The sequence below is a fragment of the Janthinobacterium sp. TND4EL3 genome (genome assembly GCF_900156175.1).
GTDB lineage: Bacteria > Pseudomonadota > Gammaproteobacteria > Burkholderiales > Burkholderiaceae_D > Janthinobacterium.
In genome coordinates this window covers 69,180-88,951 of the sequence record NZ_FTMV01000006.1, presented here as the reverse complement: position 1 = coordinate 88,951, position 19,772 = coordinate 69,180, and the positions used below count along the sequence as shown (strand labels likewise).

Annotated in this window: 17 protein-coding genes; 6 read left to right on the top strand and 11 right to left on the bottom strand. The window is 62.9% G+C overall.

All coding sequences use genetic code 11. The annotated features are described in order from the left end of the window. Positions 1-64 precede the first annotated feature (64 nt). The 7 genes from BXA07_RS11460 to BXA07_RS11430 all read right to left on the bottom strand — a co-directional run bounded on the left by BXA07_RS11460 (position 65) and on the right by BXA07_RS11430 (position 5,205). Complete coding sequence (locus BXA07_RS11460; protein WP_076568067.1) at positions 65-235, bottom strand: Flp family type IVb pilin; 171 nt, start codon at positions 233-235, stop codon at positions 65-67. Between the two features lie 83 nt (positions 236-318). Beyond that, on the bottom strand, positions 319-501 hold the full coding sequence (locus BXA07_RS11455) for a hypothetical protein (RefSeq protein ID WP_139335535.1): 183 nt from the start codon (positions 499-501) through the stop codon (positions 319-321). Positions 502-714: 213 nt separating this feature from the next. Continuing rightward, on the bottom strand, positions 715-1,416 hold the full coding sequence (locus tag BXA07_RS11450) for a response regulator (RefSeq protein WP_244556251.1): 702 nt from the start codon (positions 1,414-1,416) through the stop codon (positions 715-717). Continuing rightward, on the bottom strand, positions 1,413-3,080 hold the full coding sequence (locus tag BXA07_RS11445) for a sensor histidine kinase (protein ID WP_170909649.1): 1,668 nt from the start codon (positions 3,078-3,080) through the stop codon (positions 1,413-1,415). Before BXA07_RS11445 ends, BXA07_RS11450 begins: the two co-directional genes overlap by 4 nt. Positions 3,081-3,230: 150 nt before the next feature. Continuing rightward, positions 3,231-4,202 carry a GGDEF domain-containing protein gene (locus BXA07_RS11440; RefSeq protein ID WP_076568222.1) on the bottom strand — a complete coding sequence of 324 codons (972 nt, stop codon included), beginning with the start codon at positions 4,200-4,202 and terminating at the stop codon, positions 3,231-3,233. Between the two features lie 5 nt (positions 4,203-4,207). Next, positions 4,208-4,834 carry a chemotaxis protein CheC gene (locus tag BXA07_RS11435; RefSeq protein WP_076568223.1) on the bottom strand — a complete coding sequence of 209 codons (627 nt, stop codon included), beginning with the start codon at positions 4,832-4,834 and terminating at the stop codon, positions 4,208-4,210. 2 nt (positions 4,835-4,836) lie between these two features. Beyond that, a complete protein-coding gene (locus BXA07_RS11430; RefSeq protein WP_076568063.1) occupies positions 4,837-5,205 on the bottom strand; it encodes a response regulator in 369 nt (122 codons plus the stop codon). A 205-nt stretch (positions 5,206-5,410) separates the two neighbouring features. Here BXA07_RS11430 and rpiA point away from each other — a divergent pair, with 205 nt between their 5' ends. After that, on the top strand, positions 5,411-6,088 hold the full coding sequence (gene rpiA, locus BXA07_RS11425) for a ribose-5-phosphate isomerase RpiA (RefSeq protein ID WP_076568062.1): 678 nt from the start codon (positions 5,411-5,413) through the stop codon (positions 6,086-6,088). Positions 6,089-6,124: 36 nt separating this feature from the next. Here rpiA and BXA07_RS11420 read toward each other — a convergent pair whose 3' ends face one another. Further along, the gene (locus tag BXA07_RS11420) at positions 6,125-6,649 is read right to left on the bottom strand and encodes a DUF6622 family protein (RefSeq protein ID WP_076568061.1); all 525 of its coding nucleotides are present in this window, start codon (positions 6,647-6,649) and stop codon (positions 6,125-6,127) included. A 175-nt stretch (positions 6,650-6,824) separates the two neighbouring features. After that, positions 6,825-7,097, bottom strand: coding sequence for an oxidative damage protection protein (locus BXA07_RS11415; protein ID WP_034750797.1), 273 nt, complete (start codon positions 7,095-7,097; stop codon positions 6,825-6,827). Positions 7,098-7,316: 219 nt separating this feature from the next. Between BXA07_RS11415 and kdsA the strand changes: the two genes are divergently transcribed. Beyond that, a complete protein-coding gene (gene kdsA, locus BXA07_RS11410) occupies positions 7,317-8,162 on the top strand; it encodes a 3-deoxy-8-phosphooctulonate synthase (protein ID WP_034750794.1) in 846 nt (281 codons plus the stop codon). A gap of 45 nt (positions 8,163-8,207) precedes the next feature. On the opposite strand, the gene argA is transcribed toward kdsA, so the two are convergent. Further along, positions 8,208-9,518, bottom strand: a complete 1,311-nt coding sequence (gene argA / locus BXA07_RS11405) for an amino-acid N-acetyltransferase (protein WP_046685875.1) — start codon at positions 9,516-9,518, stop codon at positions 8,208-8,210. A gap of 56 nt (positions 9,519-9,574) precedes the next feature. Between argA and hrpA the strand changes: the two genes are divergently transcribed. Further along, entirely contained in the window at positions 9,575-13,780 is a 4,206-nt protein-coding gene (gene hrpA, locus BXA07_RS11400) for an ATP-dependent RNA helicase HrpA (RefSeq protein WP_076568060.1), read from the top strand. A gap of 176 nt (positions 13,781-13,956) precedes the next feature. Here the strand turns inward: hrpA and BXA07_RS11395 are convergent, their stop codons facing one another. Then, positions 13,957-14,535 carry a PRC-barrel domain-containing protein gene (locus BXA07_RS11395; RefSeq protein WP_076568059.1) on the bottom strand — a complete coding sequence of 193 codons (579 nt, stop codon included), beginning with the start codon at positions 14,533-14,535 and terminating at the stop codon, positions 13,957-13,959. Positions 14,536-14,934: 399 nt separating this feature from the next. On the opposite strand from BXA07_RS11395, the gene BXA07_RS11390 reads away from it, so the two are divergent. From BXA07_RS11390 to BXA07_RS11380, 3 genes are all read left to right on the top strand, one after another. Then, entirely contained in the window at positions 14,935-16,146 is a 1,212-nt protein-coding gene (locus tag BXA07_RS11390; protein WP_076568058.1) for an extracellular catalytic domain type 1 short-chain-length polyhydroxyalkanoate depolymerase, read from the top strand. A 273-nt stretch (positions 16,147-16,419) separates the two neighbouring features. Next, positions 16,420-17,634, top strand: coding sequence for an MFS transporter (locus tag BXA07_RS11385; RefSeq protein ID WP_076568057.1), 1,215 nt, complete (start codon positions 16,420-16,422; stop codon positions 17,632-17,634). A gap of 78 nt (positions 17,635-17,712) precedes the next feature. Further along, entirely contained in the window at positions 17,713-19,746 is a 2,034-nt protein-coding gene (locus tag BXA07_RS11380; protein WP_076568056.1) for a GNAT family N-acetyltransferase, read from the top strand. The last annotated feature ends 26 nt before the right edge of the window (positions 19,747-19,772 follow it).

Here is a 19,772-nt window from a genome sequence, read left to right as displayed (position 1 = left end):
CGTGCCGGGGAATGCCGTAAAAGGTTGTCCGGGCTGGCGCGGGGCCGGCCCGGACTGCGCTGCATCAATTCGCGGCGGTGAGTTTGGTGCCGATGGTGCTGAAGGTCTTTTTCAGCTGGGTACCGACGATGGTGACGGCGGCGATGATCACCACGGCGATCAGGGCAGCGATCAGACCGTATTCAATTGCGGTGACACCATCTTCTTCGCGGATAAAGTTTTTGATGAGGTTCATGACAACTCCTGGTGGTGGTTGAACTACTACGGTGGATAAAACGGTTTGGCAACGTTGCTTGCGGGTGCGTCGGTCTGGCCGCTTCATGGGCTTTCACCGAGTGCCAGCAGCCCGATGACGCAGACCACAGCGATAAGCGCCGCCACCAGGGCATAGCGGTAGAACGCGGCCTTTTCCTTGCCCTGTAAATAGCTGATCAGGGCTGTCGGAAGAAACTTGTCAAGACGCATGCTGTGCTCCGTGTCGTGGTGGGCCGTCGCGGTCATCTGCACTCCGGTAGTTCCACTATAGAAGTTCATGGTTTGATCTACATCAGAAGAACCTCCTTTTATTGCAAGGAGGAACTGCTTGTTTTTTTCGTGACAATTGTCATGGTTGAGTTTGGCGCGCGCAGGCCAAGGCCGTGCGGCTGGCTGGCGCAGGAGGAGGCGGGGAGGGAAGGCGCGGCCGGGCGGTGGCCGTGCAGGGAGGCGGCGGCGTCAGGCGCCGGGCGGCAGTTCGCCCAGGTGGTGCTTGGTGGCGTAGGCGTACAGTTCCAGGCGATTGTAGACGCCCAGCTTGCGGTAGATCGAGGTCAGGTGATTGCGCAGGGTATGTTCAGAGATGAACAACTGGTCGGCCAGCAGCTTGGCGGGCGTGCCGCTGCCGTGCACCAGCGCGGCGATGATTTTTCTTTCCTTGAGCGTCAGGCTGGCCACGGCGACGGCCTGCGCGGAGCCGCCGCCGGGCTGGGTCAGCTGCGTGAGCATGCGTCCCAGCATCGCGTGTTCCAGCCACAGTTCGCCGTGGTACACCTTTTCTATGGCCTTGAGCACCATTTCCGCCGGGGCATCCTTGCTGACGATGCCGCGCGCACCCTTGAGCACGGTCTGGTCCAGGATGGCCTGGTCATGGCTGGCCGTGAGCACCAGGATGCGCGTGCTGCCGCATTGCGCCAGGGCCGGCAGGATGGCCAGCGAACTGATGCCGCCCAGGTCCAGGTCCAGCACGATCACGTCGGGTTGCAGCGCCCTGGCCAGCTCCAGCGCCTCGGCGCTGTCGGAGGCCGTGGCGACCACGCGCATGCCCGAATGCTCGCCGCCGATCAGCCGCTCCAGGCCCCACAGCATGGTCTTGTGGTCGTCCACCAGCATGACGCTGATGACGTGGCTGGGCGATGGCATGTGGCGGCTGTCATTCATATGGGAATCTCGATCTGGACGGAAGTGTTGCCCAGCAGGCTGTGGGTGACGCGGGCGGTGCCGCCCAGGGCGGCGGCCCGTTCGGCCAGCGAATCGGGCAGGAAATCGGGTACGTGCGCGGCCGCGCATTCGTTGTCGATGCTGATGTGCAGCGCCCCCTGCACGCAGGTCAGCTTGACGGCGCCGTGGCGCGCCGACGTATGCTTGCGGATATTGCTCATGCCTTCGTTGACGATCTGGAACACCTCGGCCGCCAGGCGGTCATTGATATGCAGGTCGCCCTCGATATGCAGGGTGATGTCGATGCCGAAGAATTCGCGGATCTGCGTGGCCTGGCGGCGCAGCGCGACGAGCAGTTCCGGCTCGCTTTGCACCTGGCCGTTCTTGAACGTGCGCGCATAGCTGCGCAGGTCGGTGATCACCTGGCCCGACATGAGGATCAGCTTTTCCAGCTCCGGCAGCAGCGGATTGCCGGGCGTGGCTTCGTTGCGCAGGGCGGCCAGGCCGTGGCGCAGGCCGATGTATGGCTGGACGGCCGTGTCATGCAGGTCGCGCGCGATCTTTTCCCGTTCGCGCGAGGCCGCCTGCGAGGCCAGGCGGTCGAGCAGATCGATGTTTTCAATGACGGGAAACGCCTGCGCCCCGATATGGCTGAGAAACAGGGCGTCCGTCTTGCTCATGCTGGTGGCGGACACGACAAAGATGCGGCCTTTGCCATTGCGCAAGGGCAGCGGCGCGCTGATGAAGGCGTGCGCCTCGAGCAGCTCGGCCAGGCGGGCGCCGGCCGCATCGTCATGCCGCAGCCAGCGCCCGCTGTCGGTATCGAGCATGCGCGCACCGCCTATCCATGGCAGCCAGCGGCCGACGGGCTGGTTGTACAGTGCAATCTTGTCGTGCGGAAAGGTGAGCAGGGGGCTGGCCGCCTCATCGCTGAGGAGCGAACTGGTATGCACGACGCCCGTTGCCGTTTGCAGCACGCTGCGCAGCGACCATGTCCGCGTGCCCTTGTCCTGCATGATCAGCAGGCAGCTGCTGCCGTTGAAGTAGCTGCGGGTTTTCTCCAGCACCGAAGTGATGGTCTGGTCGACGCCGAAGCGGGGATTGGACAGCTGGCTGACATCGCGCAGCAGGGCCAGGTGGCTGCGCTGCGTGATGGCCGAGCCGCCCCAGTAGGCGATCATGTAGCCGAGCGCCAGCAGGAAGGTGGTGCGCAGCAGCAGGCGCGACATTTCTGCATCCGATTCCCCGAACAGGGCCGTGGCGGCGAACAGGCCGGCCGAGGCCAGGGTCACGCGGGCGCCTTCCTCGAAGCCGCGCTGGAACGAGGAGGTCAGGATGGCAAAGAAAAAAAACAGGAAGAATAGGTTGTTGTGGCTGCTGCTGGAAAACACGATCAGCGCATACCAGGCCACGTCCAGCCAGTACAGCAGTATATCGTGCGGCAAGCTCACGCCCAGCACCGCCAGCACGTACAGCACCAGGCTGTGCATGGTATAGGCGGAAAAGATCAGCCAGGTGATCTTGCCCACCTTGCCGGCGCTTTCGGGATCGATGAACAGGGTCAGCAGGGTGGCGCTCGACAGCAGCAGGCGCATGCCATTGACCATGGTCGTATCCATGCTGGCGCCGGGCAAGCCGGATCTGATGGGCGGGTCGAGGTTCACAAGCGCTCCAGGCCGTGTCCCGCATGGTTTGGCCATGCGCAGGGATAGATACCACAGACAAATTCTTGTTGTTTTAGCTGCAATCAGCTATGAGTCTACGCACCCGTCAGAAAGATGTCTACTGGAATTGCTTGCGGCACGTTGCATTTTCTACAGCGGCTGCACCATCACGCAGTTGCGCCCGGCGCGCTTGGCCAGGTACAGGGCGCGGTCGGCGGCGCCGATCAGCTCGGGTGTTTCCAGCGCTTGATGCGGCTGCTGCGTGGCGATGCCGATGCTGATCGTGACGTGCTTGAGCGCATCGCCCGTCTTGGCATGGGGAATGCGCAAGTCGGCCGCGCGCTGGCGGATCGCCTCGGCCATCCGCAGCGCCTGCGTGGCCTCGGTGTCGGGCAGGATGGCGGCAAATTCCTCGCCGCCATAGCGCGCCAGCAGGTCGGTGGGGCGCTGCAGCATGGCGGCCAGTTCGGCCGCCACGCGGATCAGGCAGCCGTCGCCCTGCTGGTGGCCGTAATGGTCGTTGTAATCCTTGAAATGGTCGATGTCGATCATCAGCAGCGACAAGGGGCTGCCCGTGCGCATGGCGCGCCGCATTTCCTTCTCGATGGCCACGTCGAAGTGGCGCCGGTTGGCGATGCCCGTCAAGCCGTCGGAGAAGGTTTGCGAGCGCAAGACCATGGTTTGTTCGCGCAGCAGCTTTTCGCGGCCCACGGCGATGGTGACGTCATTGATCTGGATCAGGCAGTGGCGCGGCGAAGCGGGTAAATTGATCGGTGTGACGGCGATCGCCTGCTGCATGCGTTCCTGCCCTTCGGCCACGCCGGCGGCCGCCCCGTGCGTGTACAGCGCAAACGGCGCCTTGTGCAGGGTTTGTGACAGCAGCGACTGAAAATTATCGCGCAAGGCCTGGGTGATGGCCGAATCGATGCGCTTGTGCCGCAGGTCCGGGTAGATGGCAAAGAAATCCTGGCCCAGCACCGCCTCGGGCGGCAGGGCGGAGTGGCGCGCCATCCAGCTGTTCCACAGCACGATGCGGTGCTGTTCGTCGAGCACGATGGCGCCCAGGTTGACGGCGCCGATGATACTTTCGAGCAGGGCGAGTCGATGTAAGGCATCCGGCATGATCTTCACGCCTGTCCCAGGACCTTGGCCAGATAGTGGCTCACCTGCTGTTTCAGGTCATGCAAGGCGGACAGGTCGAGGACGAAGGCGACATAGCCGTGGATCTGGTGCTTGGCCAGCACGAAGTCGATATGCAGCATCAGCACGACAGCCTCGTCGTCCTGGCCGCCGAACGAAGAGAGTATCTCCGCGCTGGTGCCCACGTGGTACAGCGGCAGCGAACCATGCAGTTCGCTGTCGAACAGGTTGGCCAGGGTCCCGACGCAGGAATTGAGGATGATATTGCCGATTTCGCTCATCGCCTCCTGTTCCATCTCCGTCAGCTCCTGCAGCGGCATGGCGTCGCCCACCATCAGGCGCACGATTTCCAGGCTTTTGTCTTCCGGAAACATCAGGATGGCCTCGGTGGCGAAGGCGCCGTCGTAGTGCTGGCTGACGCCGCAGATGCGTTCGCCATCCTTCTTGCTGCCCAGCAAGGCTGCCGCATCGGCACGGTTCAGGAACGTGATGGAGGGCACCGACATGGTGACTTCCTCATTGACGATTTCGCTCATCGCGGCGGCAGCGTGGCCCACCCCGATATTGAAGATCTCTACCAGGGCATCGTTCTCGAGTTCGGAGAGATTGATCATGCTCACAGTCCCAGGGAGTCGATCAGCTGATGAATGCGCGTTTCCGTGATCGGTTTTTCCATGAAGCCGACACCGAGTTCGCTGGCGCGGTTGCGGATGGCGTTCTGCACATTCGCCGTGACGAGAATGATGTGCGTCTGCGGACACAGCGTGCGCAATTGCTCCGCTGCCGCCACGCCGCCCATGCCGGGCATATTGACATCCAGTAGTATCAGGGCGGGGGTAAAAGTCTTGACCTTTTCCAGCGCTTCTTCACCCGTCGCCGCTTCAATGACTTGCCAGTCCGCATGTTTGCTGAGGATGAACTGATGCGACATCAAACGTGAAACCCGGCTGTCATCGACAACAAGTACCTGTTTACTGTGATTCATGTGTGATTCCTGAAACGTCATATCTGTCAATCGTTCCATTTTCGCATATTTTAACGGGCATACGGAGTAATTGACCAATCAGTTGCTTTTGAGCAAAATTCCAGGCGAGATGGTGGATCAAATGCCACGGTGGGTGGCCAAGGGCCGCTTGGCGGGCCGGCGATCCGGTAAAATAGCGGTATTCCTCACTTTAGCCTTTTTTGCCATGACCCAAGACGAATTGAAGCAAGCCGTAGCCCGCGCCGCCATTAACTATGTAGTCGATGGTGAAATCATCGGTGTCGGTACCGGCTCTACCGCTAACTTTTTCATCGATGAATTGGCCAAGATCAAGGACCGCATCAAGGGTACGGTCGCATCGTCCGAAGCGACGGCCGCCCGCCTGGCCGGTCATGGCATTCCTGTCTTCAACCTGAACGACGTCGAGTCGATCGCCGTGTACATCGATGGCGCCGATGAAATCACGGCCAGCGGCGCCATGATCAAGGGCGGCGGCGCGGCATTGACGCGTGAAAAGATTGTTGCTTCCGTGGCGAAACAGTTCGTCTGCATCGCCGACGGCTCCAAGCTGGTGGAAACCCTGGGTGCCTTCCCCCTGCCCGTCGAAGTGGTGCCGATGGCGCGCGCCGCCGTCTCGCGCCAGCTGGCCGCGCTGGGCGGCACGCCCCGCTTGCGCCTGAAGGCCGGCAGCACCGAAGCATTTATCACCGACAATGGCGGCGAGATCATCGACGTCGTGGGCTTGAAAATTGCCGATCCGGTGGCGCTGGAACAGCAGATCAACCAGATCGTCGGCGTCATCGCCGTCGGCCTGTTCGCCGTGCGCGGCGCCAACGTTTGCTTGCTGGGCATGCCGGAAGGCGTGCGTACCCTGACGTACTAAGGTGATCGCCGGCGTTCGCCGGCATTCGCACCAGTCTTACACGGCGGCCCCTTGCGGGCCGCTTGTCATGTGTGCCTGGCGGTACACGGCCACGGTGCGCAGCAAGCCGCCGAGGAAGATGCCGCTGAAGCCGCCATAGGCGAGGCAGACGGGCACGCTGAAGCCGGCCGCATGGGCGTAGGCCGGCGCGATGGCCAGGGTCACGGCCACCGCATATTTCATGCAGAAAATACTCATCATCAGTACCAGCGGCACCCAGCTGCCGGGACGCTGCACGCTGGCCCGCGCGGGTATGGCGAGGATCTTGCGCGCATCGACCAGCGTCCAGGCCAGCGCCGCGCCGGCCAGGGCGCCGATTGCCCAGGCGAACGGCGCCATGCCGGCCAGGCCGAAGCTGCCCTGCACGCCGCTCAGGGACAGGGCCAGCATGACGAGGGGAATGATGCACAGCTTGCGCAAAGTCACTTCGCGCGCGCGGCTGGCCAGCACGCCACGGTACACGAGAAAGCCCAGGATGGCCCAGACGTAGAGGGGAGTGTGGCTGAAGATGTGCTGCAACATGGTGTCCGCCTTTGGTGTGAGGTTGTCGATGGACGTACTGTGCCAGCCGGCGGCATGGGCGGCGAGCGGGATGCGACGAAACGGGGCGGCGGTGCCGTGAAACGGCGGGGACGGGCGTGAAACGCAGGCGAAACTGCCCGAGGCACGGCGGCCACGGGCGGGAATGCTGAAAAACTTATTCCGTAGGCGGCACGTAGCCCATGGCGGCATCGGCGCCATCGCCGAAGAAATGCTTTTCCATCTGCGTGGCCAGGTATTTGCGGGCGCGCGCGTCGGCCAGGTTCAAACGGTTTTCATTGACCAGCATGGTCTGGTGCTTGAGCCAGGCAGCCCAGGCTTCTTTCGACACCGATTCGTAAATCTTCTTGCCCAGTTCGCCCGGGTACGGCGGGAAATCCAGTCCTTCGGCTTCCTTGTTGAGTTTGATGCAGTGGATCGTGCGGGCCATCTGTGCTCCTGAATCAGTGTAGAGATAAAGCGTGATTATAAGGCACTTTGCGCCTGCCCTCGCGGGGCCGTCGCGGCCAGGCCACGCACCGTTTGCCACGCCCTTGCGCTGGATCAAATTTGATCTGCGCCGCCCTAGCTAGTAAGATGGCTTATCGCGCCAGCCGCTGGCGGCGCCTCGTCCAAGCAAGTAGTAACAATTAACCAATATGGAATCCCTATGACCTCAGTGAAAGTCCATGGCATCGATGTCAGCAATACCGGCAGCTTCGCGCTGTTTGGCGGCATCAACGTGCTCGAATCGCGCGATCTCGCCATGCGCGCCTGCGAAGAATACGTGCGTGTCACGCAAAAACTGGGCATTCCCTATGTGTTCAAGGCCAGCTTCGACAAGGCCAACCGCTCCTCGATCCATTCCTACCGCGGCCCCGGCTTGGAAGAAGGCATGCGCATCTTCCAGGACGTCAAGGCGGCCTTTGGCGTGCCCGTGATTACCGACGTGCACGAACCTTGGCAGGCGCAGCAGGTGGCCGAAGTGGTGGACGTACTGCAACTGCCGGCCTTTTTGGCGCGCCAGACGGACCTCGTCGTGGCGCTGGCGAAAACCGGTAAAGTGATCAACATCAAGAAGCCGCAATTTTTGAGTCCTGGCCAGATGGCCAATATTGTCGAAAAATTCAAGGAAGCGGGCAACGACCAGCTGATCCTGTGCGACCGCGGCACCTGCCTCGGCTATGACAACCTGGTGGTCGACATGCTGGGCTTTGGCGTTATGAAGAAGACTTGCGACGACCTGCCCATCATCTTCGACGTCACGCACGCGCTGCAGCAGCGCGATCCCGGCGGCGCCGCGTCGGGCGGCCGCCGCCAGCAAGTGGCGGACCTGGCCCGCGCCGGCCTGGCCGTCGGCATCGCCGGCCTGTTCCTGGAAGCCCACCCGGACCCGGACAACGCCCGCTGCGACGGCCCCAGCGCCTTGCCGCTGGACCAGCTGGAACCGTTCCTGGCGCAATTGAAGGCGCTCGACGACCTGGTGAAATCGTTTGCGCCATTGAATATCAAATAACGATCCCAATGTGAAAAAGCCCGGCATGCCGGGCTTTTTTTGTTTTTACAGGGTTTTAATTAATACCTGGGACTTGCGCTGCCAGTTATACATATGCTGGCGGTCCTTCGGCAAATCGTCGACCGTGGCGGGCACGAAGCCGCGTTTCTTGAACCAGTGCGAGGTGCGCGTGGTCAGCACGAACAGTTTGTTCAGGCCGGCGGCGCGCGCGCGGTTTTCCATGTGTTTCAGGATGCGTTCGCCGTCGCCCTGGGCCTGCACTTCCGGGTTGACGGTCAAGCATGCCATTTCCGCCATCTTTTGCGCGGGGAAGGGGTACAGGGCGGCGCAGCCGAAGATCACGCCGTCATGCTCGATGACGGAGAAATAATCGATTTCGCGCTCGATCAGCTCGCGGCCCCGCTTGACCAAGGTGCCGTCCGCTTCCAGCGGTTCGATCAGCTTGATGATGCCGCCCACGTCCTCGATGGTGGCCTGGCGCAGGCTTTCCAGGTTTTCATGGCTGATCATGGTGCCCACGCCATCATGGGTAAACAATTCCAGCAGGGCCGAACCGTCCATCGAGAAGGGCACGATGTGCGAGCGCTCGACGCCGTTGTGGCATGCCTTGACGCAATGTTTCAAATAAAACGCCGTGGCGTCCGGCAAGAAGCCGGCCATCAGCACGGCTTCGGCCTGGTGCGACGACAGTTCGCGGATTTCCACGCCCGTGGCGTCTTCCATCATCGGTGTTTCCGTGATGAAAATCAATTTATCGGCGTGCAGGGCGATGGCGGCGCTGCACGCCACGTCTTCCATGGTCAAGTTGAACGCTTCGCCCGTGGGCGAGAAGCCCAGGGGCGAGAGCAGCACCAGACCGTCCGAACCGAGGATGGAATGGATGGTTTCGGCGTCGACCTTGCGCGTGATGCCCGTCAGTTCCAGGTCCACGCCATCGATCACGCCCAGCGGGCGCGCCGTGATGAAGTTGCCGGAAATGATACGGATGGCCGCATGCGACATGGGCGTGTTCGGCAAGCCCTGGCTGAAGGCGGCCTCGATATCGAGGCGCAGCTCGCCGGCCGCTTCCTTGGCGCATTCCAGCGCGGCAATATCCGTGATGCGCACGCCGTTGTGGAAGCGGCCTTCGACGTTACGCAGGGCCAGCTGTTCCGCCACCTGCGGCCGCGAGCCGTAGACGACGGTGACATTGATATCCAGCGCATGCAGCAGGGACAAATCATGGGCCAGCACCTGCAGCGCCCCGGCGCTGACGAGTTCACCGGGGAAGGCGACCACGAAGGTCTTGCCGCGAAAGGCGTGGATGTAGGGCGCGACGGAGCGCAGCCATTGGACGAATTGGGTAGGGTTTTCCATTAAGCGCATTATAATTCGCTGCGCGATGTGCGCGCTTAAAATACCTGTAAAAAACAATGTCTTCAGCCAGCAATAAGTCTTCCCCTCCTTCCACCGTTGCAAATGTGCCCGCCAGCGGCGGTAGTGCCACGCCTGCCGCCGCGCCTGCGCCGGGCCGATCACGCCCGCCCGTGAGCCAGCAAAGGCCGCAAGCGCCGCGCGCGGAACAGCAGAAACAGCAACAGCAGCAGCGCGCGCCGCGCGAATGCCAGCCTGCGCGCGACGGGCGTGACAGCCGGGAGAGCCGCGAAGCGCGCGAGGCGGCCCGCGCCGCACGCGAAGCGGAAAAGGCTTTCCGCAATCCGCTGCCACCGATTACGTATCCGGAAGACTTGCCCGTCTCGGGCCGGCGCGAAGAAATTGCCAAGGCATTGACGGAAAACCAGGTCATCATCGTCTCGGGCGAGACGGGGTCCGGCAAGACGACGCAGCTGCCGAAGATTTGCCTGGAACTGGGACGGGGGCAGAAGGGCCTGATCGGCCACACGCAGCCGCGCCGCATCGCCGCCTCGTCGACGGCCAAGCGCATCGCGCAGGAGCTGGGCACGCCGCTGGGCGAAACCGTGGGCTTCAAGGTCCGCTTTGCCGACACGCTGACCAAGGGCGCCTCCGTCAAGCTGATGACGGACGGTATCCTGCTGGCCGAGACGCAGACCGACCCCTTGTTGAAAAATTACGACACCATCATCATCGATGAAGCGCACGAACGCAGCCTGAACATCGATTTCCTGCTTGGTTATTTAAAGCAGCTGCTGCCGCGCCGGCCCGACCTGAAAATCATCATCACCTCGGCCACCATCGACGCGGAACGCTTCGCGCGCCATTTCGGCACGCCGGAAAAGCCGGCGCCCGTGATCGAAGTGTCGGGCCGTTTGTACCAGGTGGAAGTGCGCTACCGTCCCGTGGAACGCGAGCAGGTGGCCATGCCGGGTGCCGCGAACACCGACAAGCCGGGCCAGCGCACGGCCGCCGCGCGTGAAAAGCGCGACCTGATGGATGCCGTCGTCGATGGCGTGGAAGAGCTGTGCCGCATCGGCTCGGGCGACGTGCTCGTGTTCCTGCCGGGCGAGCGCGAAATCCGCGACTGCGCCGAAGCGCTGCGCAAGCACCATCCGCCGCACGTGGAAATCCTGCCCCTGTTCGCCCGCCTGTCGGCCGAAGAGCAGGAACGCGTCTTCAAGACCAGCAATGCGCGCCGCATCGTGCTGGCCACCAACGTGGCGGAAACCTCGCTGACCGTGCCCGGCATCCGCTACGTGGTCGACGCGGGCCTGGCGCGCGTGAAACGCTACAGCTACCGCAATAAAGTGGAGCAGCTGCAGGTCGAGCCGATCGCCCAGTCGGCCGCCAACCAGCGCGCCGGCCGCTGCGGCCGCGTGGCCGATGGCGTCTGCATCCGCCTGTATGAAGAGCAGGATTATCTGCTGCGGCCCAAATTCACCGAGCCGGAAATCCTGCGCTCCTCGCTGGCCGCCGTCATCCTGCGCATGAAGTCCCTGCACCTGACGGACGTGGAAACCTTCCCCTTCATCGAGCCGCCGCTGGCGCGCGCCATCGCCGACGGCTACCAGTTGCTGCAGGAACTCGGCGCCGTCGATGAGGTCAATAAACTGACGCCGCTGGGCAACAAGCTGGCCAAGCTGCCGCTGGACCCGCGCGTGGGCCGCATGATCCTCGCCGCGCTCGATAACGCGTGTCTGACGGAAGTGCTGATCGTCGCTTCCGCCCTGTCCGTGCAGGACCCGCGCGACCGCCCGATGGAACACCAGCAGGCGGCCGACGAAGCGCACAAGAAATTCGCCGATGAAAAATCGGAGTTCCTCAGCTATCTGAAGATCTGGCGCTGGTTCGAGTCCGCCATCGAGCACAAGAAAACCAACCGCCAGCTGCAGGACAATTGCCGCACGAATTTCCTGTCGCAGATGCGCCTGCGCGAATGGCGCGACGTGCACTCGCAGTTGTTGACCATCGTCAAGGAACAGGGCTGGCGCCTGAACGAAGCGCCGGCCACCTATGATAATCTGCACATGGCCTTGCTGACTGGCTTGCTGGGCAATATCGGCTTCAAGGGCGAGGACGAGCCGGGCGCGGGGTATCTGGGCGCGCGCGGCATCAAGTTCCACATCTGGCCCGGTTCCTCGCTATTGAAAAAGCCGGGCAAGTGGATCATGGCGGCCGAGCTGGTCGACACGACGCGCCTGTACGCGCGCTGCGTGGCGCAGATCCAGCCCGAGTGGCTGGAAAAGGTGGGCGAGCATCTGCTGAAGAAATCGTGGGGCGAGCCGCGCTGGGAAAAACGTTCGGCGCAGGTGACGGCGTCCGAACGGGCGACTTTATACGGGCTGGTGGTGTACAGCCAGCGGCGCATCAATTACGGCAATTTCAACTTGCCGGAAGCACGCGAGATCTTCATCCGCGACGCCCTCGTCGGCGGCGACTTCGACACGCGCGCGCCGTTCTTTGCGCACAATCACAAGCTGATCAAGGATATCGAAAACCTTGAGCACAAGTCGCGCCGGCTGGACGTGCTGGTCGACGATGAGCTGATCGCCGCCTTCTACGACCAGCTGCTGCCGGCGGACGTGTGCAATGGCGCCGGCTTCGAGAAATGGCATAAAGAGGCCACGCGCGAAAACCCGAAGCTGCTGTACCTGAACCGCGAAGAGCTGATGCGCCACGAGGCGGCCGGCGTGACCACCGACTTGTTCCCGAAAACCATGTCCGTGACGGGCCTGGAAATGGGCTTGACGTATCACTTCGAGCCGGGCAGCGTGCGCGATGGCGTGACCTTGAGCGTGCCCCTGTATGCCTTGAACCAGCTGCCGCGCGAGCGCTGCGAATGGCTGGTGCCGGGCATGCTGAAGGAAAAAGTGCATCTGCTATTGAAATCCTTGCCGCAGAAGCTGCGCCGCCACTGCGTGCCGTTGCCTGATTACGCGGCGAAGTTCTGCGAGCGCGTGCATGAGGCGGGCGTGTTCGGCCGCGGCGATTTGATCGACGCCATCATCGCGGATATCCGCACGCAGATCACGATCAACGTGCTGACGACGGATTTCAAGCCGGAAACCCTGCCGGCCCATCACTTCATGAATTTCAAGGTGATCGACGAGCATGGCCGCCAGCTGGACATGGGCCGCAACCTGGCCACCCTGCAGGCGGAATTCGGCGGCCAGGCGCGCCAGAGCTTCCAGAAGCTGGCCGAAGTGTCGGGCGTCTCGGGCACGGGCACGCCCGGCGCCAAGGTGGCGGGCGCGCAAGTGGCGTCGCGGCTGCAGGCGCAGGGTGCCGCTGCCGCCGCAGGCAAGGGGGGCGCGCCAGTCAAGGGCGCGGCCGCTGGCGCCGCGCCGGCGCCAGGCAATGCCACCGTCTCGCAGCACATGGGCTTGACGGCCTGGACCTTTGGCGAATTGCCGGAACTGCTCGAAATCGTGCAGGGCAAGCTGACACTGATCGGTTTCCCGGCCCTCGTCGACAAGGGCACGCATTGCGACCTGGAAGTGTTTGACGACCCGACCGTGGCCGCCCGCACGCACAAGGTCGGCTTGCGCCGTTTATTTGCGCTGCAAATGAAGGAGCAGATCAAGTACGTCGAGAAAAGCATCCCCGGCCTGCAGCAGATGGGCATGCAGTTCATGGCCCTGGGCTCGCAGGAAGAGTTGCGCGAGCAAATCATCAACAAGGCGCTCGATATTGCTTGCTTGCAAGATCCGCTGCCGCTGGACGCCGCTTCGTTCGCCAAGCGCCAGGCGGAAGGCAAGTCGCGCCTGGTTCTCTTGGTGAATGAAATCGCCCGTTTGCTGTCGCAAGTGCTGACGGAATTCCACGGCTTGCCGAAGCGGCTGCAAAACATTCCCGCAGCGGCGGCCAGCGATATCCAGGCGCAGCTGCAGGGCATCGTGCATAAACGTTTCTTGACGGAAAACGAGTACACGCAACTCGCGCATTTCCCCCGTTACTTAAAGGCGATCAATGTCCGCCTGGAAAAACTGCGCGCCGACCCCGCCCGCGACACCAAGTTGATGGCCGAATGGCAATCGGCTGCCGCGCCGTATTTGCGCCAGGCCAAGGACCGCCAGGCGGGCAAGAACACGGACCCGAAACTGGTCGATTTCCGCTGGATGCTGGAAGAGCTGCGCGTGTCCCTGTTTGCGCAGGAACTGCGCACGCCGATGCCTGTGTCTGCCAAGCGTTTGCAGAAGGTATGGGAATCGATGCAGCGGTAGGTCGGATGAGCGCGTCCGCAGGGCGCGCGTAATCCGACGTCATCGTTGGGCGGGCGATGGTGCGCTGCTGTTAACGGTGTCGCTGGTGGTGTCGGATTACGCGGCTGCGCCGCTAATCCGACCTACCCGACCTACCCGAACAGTGCGACCAGTGCGACCTGTCCGGTCTGCCCGACTTACGTTCTATCTTTATTGAGATCATCATCGCCGAGCGATGAGCGCGAGCCGCTCTGGCTGCTGGTGCCGGCGCGGCTGCCGCTCATGGAGGAGCCGGACAGGCTGCCCTCGCTGCCCGATTGCAGGCTGGCGCCGCCGCGCAGCTCGCTGCCGGATGGCATGCGGCTGCCCGCCATGCTGCCGTAGCGCGTGCCGCTGCCATAGAAGGCTTCCATCTGCTGGTTCCAGGCGTCGCTGCCCATGTCGGGCCAGTTGTTCTTGTCGAAGCCGGGCGCGTCTTTCAGCTGGCTTTTGTCCACGTTCAGCAGGAAGCGCTTGTTGACGGTGTCCAGGGTCAGGCGTTCCCACGGCACGGCAAACAGCTTGTCGCCCATGCCCAGGATGCCGCCGAAGGACAGCACGGCGTAGGCGATCTGGCCCGTGCGCATGTCGAGCATGATTTCCTTGATGTCGCCCAATTCCTCGTCGTTGTGATTGTAGACTTCGTCCCCGATCAGGGTGTCGGCCCCCATCAGGGCTGGCCCGGGGCCGTCGTGGTTGCGGTACATGCCCAGGATGTCGCGGTCCAGGTAGCTCATGGTGTTCTCTCCTCTGGTGAAGTGCTGATCGAACACCTAGCGTAAGCATACGCCCAAGGTCACGTTTGATCTGCCTCAATCGTGTTAAGTAACCCCCAATAAATTATTATGATTTCTGACTTCCATAACCGGCGCTCTGCGGCGTTGCCCACTGCTAGCAGTGCTCGCACTGCGTCGCAGTGGGCGCCTTGCATAGCATCCGGTTCTGTTCGTCATAAATTCACAATAATTTCCTGAGGATTACTTAGCGGCACTTTTATCGGTGCGCAAACGTACGGTGCCATGGCCCAATTGCGGTACTCTATGCATTCTACGGAGGAGGCCGCGCATGCTGACGATGCAACGATGCACAGGGATGAACTTGCGGTACGCTCCACCACGACATGCGCGCCGCGCGCCATGGTAAAGCCCGCCACCAAATGGCTGCGCGGGCTATTGCGCGCCGGTAAGGCGCAGCAGCGCACGGCGACCAAGCTGGCCAAGGTGCTGTTTGGGCCCGTGCCGGCCAAGCCCAGGGCCAGGCCACGCAGCAAGCCCGTGGTCAAGGCCGTTGCCAAGGCCGTGGCCAAGCCTGTCGCCAAGCCGCGCGCCAGGCCCGCCCGCGACGCCGTGCCCGCGCTGGCGCCGTTTGCCACGCCCCTGTCGCCGCCGCGCGTGCGCAAGCGAACGGCGCCTCCGCCGGGCAAGTGGCTCGCCGCCCACTATGCGCCCCTGCCGGAACTGGGACAGTTGCCGGGCCGGCGTCTGCCGTATTTCCTGTACCTGCCCGAGAAGGCGCCCAGCGCCGCCATGCGCAGCCGGGGCCGGCCTCTGCTGGTGATGCTGCATGGCTGCGAGCAGAGCGCCACGCAGTTTGCCGACGGCACGCGCATGAACCGCCTGGCCGAGCGCAAGGGCTATGCCGTGCTGTATCCGCAGCAATCGCTGCGCGCGCATGCGCGCCGCTGCTGGAAGTGGTACGACAAGCTGACGCAGGAGGGCGGCGGCGATGTGCGCCTGATCGTCGGCGCCATCGAGCAGGTGGCGGCCCGTTATGCGATCGACCGCGCGCGCATCTACATCTGCGGCATTTCCGCCGGCGCCGGCATGGCGCATATCGTGGCCCTGAACCATCCCCATCTGTTCGCCGCGCTGGGCCTGCATTCGGGGCCCGTGTTTGGCGCCGGGCATAATCTGATCGGCGCCCTGCAGGTGATGCAGCATGGCGCCGCCGCCCGCGCCGACGCGGCCATCGATGAAGTGCTGGCGCGCCAGCCCGCGTTCCCCCGCCTGCCTACCATCCTGCTGCAGGGGCTGGCCGACAAGGTGGTGCGGCCCATTAACCAGACGCAGCTGGTGCGCCAGAGCGTGCGCGTGAACCGCATGCCCGCCGACACCCTGGTGACGGTGCAGCGCCTGCCCGGCGGCGCGGCGGGCGGGCGCAATCCGGCCCATGCGTACGCGCTGCACGAGTATCAGGTGGGCAAGGAGGTGCTGCTGCGTGTGGCGCAGGTCGAGCACCTCGAGCACGCGTGGAGCGGCGGCGACGCCAGCCTGCCGTTCAACGACAAGGCCAGGCCCGACGCCAGCAAGATGCTGCTCGATTTCTTCGCCAGCCACCGCCGCCGCTAGGCCGGTGCGCCGCGTGCCGACTGGTACGCATCGTTCTTCCTTCCCCGGCATGCCCGCGCCCGCGCGCCGGCATGCTGGCCGCGTCCTTTTCAGGGTGCGCGCCATTGCCGCAATGCCATGGTTTTATCGTAAGTGGTATTGTTTCGGTATTTAAAAATCACAAAAACAGCCGTTAAAAACACAAAGTGGTATACAATTGGTACACGTTTTTAGTGTGAAACCGTGTCGCCGTCCCATACGCTGACGGCAGCCACCCACGTTACGGAACGCGCCATGTCCATCAAGTCCAGGCAGTTGCTGTGGTTTTTTGCGTTTTTTCTCGTCTTTGAACTGAATATCTATCTGTCGAACGACATGATCATGCCGGCCATGCTGGGCATCGTCGACGAATTCAGGGCGGACGAAAAATTCGTCCCGCTGTCCCTGAGCCTGTATCTGCTGGGCGGCAGCTCGCTGCAGATTTTCCTCGGGCCATTGGCCGACACCATCGGCAAGCGCAAGCTGGTGCTCACTGGCAATACCTTGTTTCTGCTGGCCACCCTGGCCGTGCCGTTTGCCACTTCCATCGAGCAATTTCTTGCCGTGCGCTTCATCCAAGGCATGGGCTGCTGCTTCATCTTCGTCGGCTATGCCATGATCCATGAACTGTTCGACGACATGGCGGCCGTCAAGCTCAGCAGCATTCTGTCGAGCACCACCATCCTCGCGCCCCTGGCCGGCCCCATCCTCGGCAGCGCCATCATCAGCCGCCTGGACTGGCGCTACGTGTTCTTCCTCTCCGCGCTGCTGGCGCTGCTGTCCCTGCTGGGCCTGTCCAAGACCATGCCGCGCACGGCGCCCACGGTCACGCGCCTGGACCTTGCCGCCATCGTGCGCAGCTATGCCGCCATTTTCAGCAACGGGCGCTTCATGTTCGGCATGTTCACGGCCGGGCTGGCCACCGTGCCCCTGACGGCCTGGATCGGCTTCTCGCCCATCTTCGTGCTGCAGGAAATGCGCGCCTCCTACGCCACCTATATCGCGCTGCAATGCGTGATTTTATCGGGCTTCGTCCTCAGCAGCATCGCCATCCAGCGTTTGCGCCAGGATTTTCCGCTCGTGCATCTGCTGCGCCTGGGCGGGCTGGTCGCGGCCGCCGGCATGCTGGGGGCCGGCGCGGGCCGCCATCACGTCGATGTGTTTGCCGCTTGCATGTTCGTCTATTCCATCGGCTTCGGCCTGTTCAACGGCGCCCTGATACGCAGCGCGATCACGGCCAGCAAGGAATCGATGACCTTGACGACGGCCGCCATGAGCTTGCTGTACTGCATTTATCTGTCCGCCTGGCTGCAGCTGTACAACGTGCTGTGCCAGCGCTTCGGCTATGCGCTGGAAACGTATGCGCTGCTCAATATCCCCGTCATCGTGGTCATCGCCGCCTGCCTGCTGTTGTTTACGCGGGGCATGGCGGGGGGCCGGGAAAGCGGGGTGCGGCTGGCCCGGCACTGATGGCGCAGCGCATGTCCCCGACCCTGTTTTACCTCCTGCGACGTTTATTGACACTCTCCTGCGGAAAATGGTGCGCCCATGAAAATAGATGACCTGGCCTCGAAACACGATCAAGCAAAGATTTTCAACCTGGAATACGAGTTCCGCATCCACCGGCTGAAACTCGATTACATCACCCTGGCCGACGTGCGGCCCCCCGGCATTGATCTGGAACAACTGGCTGCGCAGCACCAGGCGGGCATCGCGGCCCTGCGCAGCTTCGTCGCCCTGAACTTCAATCATTTCAATGCGGCAAGCTGTTCCTCGCTCAGCTGCATCCCCACGCGCGCGCTCGGCGACGACGAGCGCTACCTGCACCGCATCTGGATGGGCGGGCCGCTGCCGGCCATCGCCGCCGAGGCAATACAGCAGTGGGGCGCGGCGCTCGACGAGGTGCGGCACAACGGCGGCGCGCCGTATGTCTCCATCCTGTGGGTGTGGGATGCGCAGCAGCTGCGCAATGACGCGCGCTTCAGCCCCACGGGCGGCGCCGGACGCTACACGATAGGCCGCTACGCCATCGGCGGCACGACCCTGCACATCAACTCGCTGCGCGCGCTGGCGCTGGACTTCGCGCCGGCCCGTTTCGACATCCTCGATGCCCTGCATGCGCAGCGTTACTTTGCCACCCTGTCCGATTATTTCCGCATCCTCATCATGTGCGAATACGGCGGCATCTACATGGATGTCGATACCATCCCCCACAATCCGGCGACGATTTTCCTGATGAAGCCGGAAGTGCCCGATTATTTCCAGCAGGGGGAAGGCGAGGGCGAAGCGCGCCGGCATGTCAGCTGGATGAATCTGTTTCTCGATGAAACGGGCATGCTGATCGCCAAGAAGAACGACGCGGCGCTGCGCGTGATCCAGCGCAATGTGAACCTTGCCTATGCGGGCATCGAAGGGGCAATTCCCCGTTCCTGCCCGCAATTCGAGGCGCGGCTGTTCGGCCAGTTCTATGCCGAATGGAAGAAGAACCTGGGCGTGACCGTGCTCAGCCATGCGGAGTTCTACCAGCGCTATTGCGTGCTGTATGACGGCGCGCGCGAAGCGGTGGCGGGCGGCATCCGCGGCATGCGGCTGCTGGACGATATCATCACCGGCATGCACATCCCCTTGAGCGACGAGGAGCGCCGCGCGTATGCGCGCTGCGTGGCCCGGCTCGATGACATCGGCTGGCAACTTGACGATCCTTTGATCTTGCCCAATATCGTCGACGTGTTCGACATCGAGGAAGTGCCGCGCATGGCGTATGCTGCCCAGCTGCGGGCGGATATCGACCACTTTCACTATTACTCGGTGCTGTCGGACGACCCGCTGCTGGACCGCGTGAACGACGTCTTTTGCCGCTACCTGCTGGCCCGCCGTTCGCAGCACATTGCCGCTGGCAATTTCTGGCGCCCCACCGTGGGCCGCCACGGCAGCCGCATGCCGGCCGCCAGCGATGCCGCGCCACCCGGTGACGAGACGCAGGCGGGCTTGCTGTCGCATGCGCCGCTCAAGCTGGTGGCGGGAGAACTGCTGGGCGACGAGACGAAGAACCGCATGGCCAAATTGCTGTTTGCTACCAGCTACCTCGAATACTGTTCGTTTGGCAATAAACTCAATCTGCAGTTCGTCGAATTGCAGCGGCGGCAGAATATCGACCCCTACCTGGCGCACATCCACGGCCTGCATGACGAGGACGGGCGCTTCGTCGGCTTCTTCACGGCCGCGACGATGGATGAATTCCAGGCCTGCGGCGCCGTCTCGTATTACCGCGATGACATGAAGGCGCTCGACGATGCGTATGACGCCTTCGTGCTCGCGCATGCGCGCGCCGACGACTGTTTCGTCAGCAGCCTGGCCATCGACGAAAAATACCGGGGCCAGGGCTTGTTCCGGCAAATGTTCCATGAAATCCGCGACCTGGCCGGCCGCAAGGGCTGTGCGCGCATCACCCTGACGGTGTGGGAAAAGAGCGAGGCGCTGCAAGTGTATCTGCACAAGGGCTTTCGCAGCGTGGGCACGTTCGACTATGCCTACAGCCTGTTCTATGACCGGCTGCACTTTCTCGTGTATGAAGGAAACTGAGGAGGGAAACTGAGGGAGGCAGGGCG

What these genes read in the sequence shown, in the direction of transcription:
- hrpA (WP_076568060.1), top strand. Translation starts at nt 9,575, where the DNA reads ATGTCTTCAGCCAGCAATAAGTCTTCCCCTCCTTCCACCGTTGCAAAT.
- BXA07_RS11450 (WP_244556251.1), bottom strand. Translation starts at nt 1,416, where the DNA reads ATGAATGACAGCCGCCACATGCCATCGCCCAGCCACGTCATCAGCGTC.
- argA (WP_046685875.1), bottom strand. Translation starts at nt 9,518, where the DNA reads ATGGAAAACCCTACCCAATTCGTCCAATGGCTGCGCTCCGTCGCGCCC.
- BXA07_RS11385 (WP_076568057.1), top strand. Translation starts at nt 16,420, where the DNA reads ATGTCCATCAAGTCCAGGCAGTTGCTGTGGTTTTTTGCGTTTTTTCTC.
- BXA07_RS11460 (WP_076568067.1), bottom strand. Translation starts at nt 235, where the DNA reads ATGAACCTCATCAAAAACTTTATCCGCGAAGAAGATGGTGTCACCGCA.
- BXA07_RS11430 (WP_076568063.1), bottom strand. Translation starts at nt 5,205, where the DNA reads ATGAATCACAGTAAACAGGTACTTGTTGTCGATGACAGCCGGGTTTCA.
- BXA07_RS11420 (WP_076568061.1), bottom strand. Translation starts at nt 6,649, where the DNA reads ATGTTGCAGCACATCTTCAGCCACACTCCCCTCTACGTCTGGGCCATC.
- BXA07_RS11380 (WP_076568056.1), top strand. Translation starts at nt 17,713, where the DNA reads ATGAAAATAGATGACCTGGCCTCGAAACACGATCAAGCAAAGATTTTC.
- BXA07_RS11435 (WP_076568223.1), bottom strand. Translation starts at nt 4,834, where the DNA reads ATGATCAATCTCTCCGAACTCGAGAACGATGCCCTGGTAGAGATCTTC.
- rpiA (WP_076568062.1), top strand. Translation starts at nt 5,411, where the DNA reads ATGACCCAAGACGAATTGAAGCAAGCCGTAGCCCGCGCCGCCATTAAC.
- BXA07_RS11440 (WP_076568222.1), bottom strand. Translation starts at nt 4,202, where the DNA reads ATGCCGGATGCCTTACATCGACTCGCCCTGCTCGAAAGTATCATCGGC.
- BXA07_RS11395 (WP_076568059.1), bottom strand. Translation starts at nt 14,535, where the DNA reads ATGAGCTACCTGGACCGCGACATCCTGGGCATGTACCGCAACCACGAC.
- BXA07_RS11390 (WP_076568058.1), top strand. Translation starts at nt 14,935, where the DNA reads ATGGTAAAGCCCGCCACCAAATGGCTGCGCGGGCTATTGCGCGCCGGT.
- BXA07_RS11415 (WP_034750797.1), bottom strand. Translation starts at nt 7,097, where the DNA reads ATGGCCCGCACGATCCACTGCATCAAACTCAACAAGGAAGCCGAAGGA.
- kdsA (WP_034750794.1), top strand. Translation starts at nt 7,317, where the DNA reads ATGACCTCAGTGAAAGTCCATGGCATCGATGTCAGCAATACCGGCAGC.
- BXA07_RS11455 (WP_139335535.1), bottom strand. Translation starts at nt 501, where the DNA reads ATGACCGCGACGGCCCACCACGACACGGAGCACAGCATGCGTCTTGAC.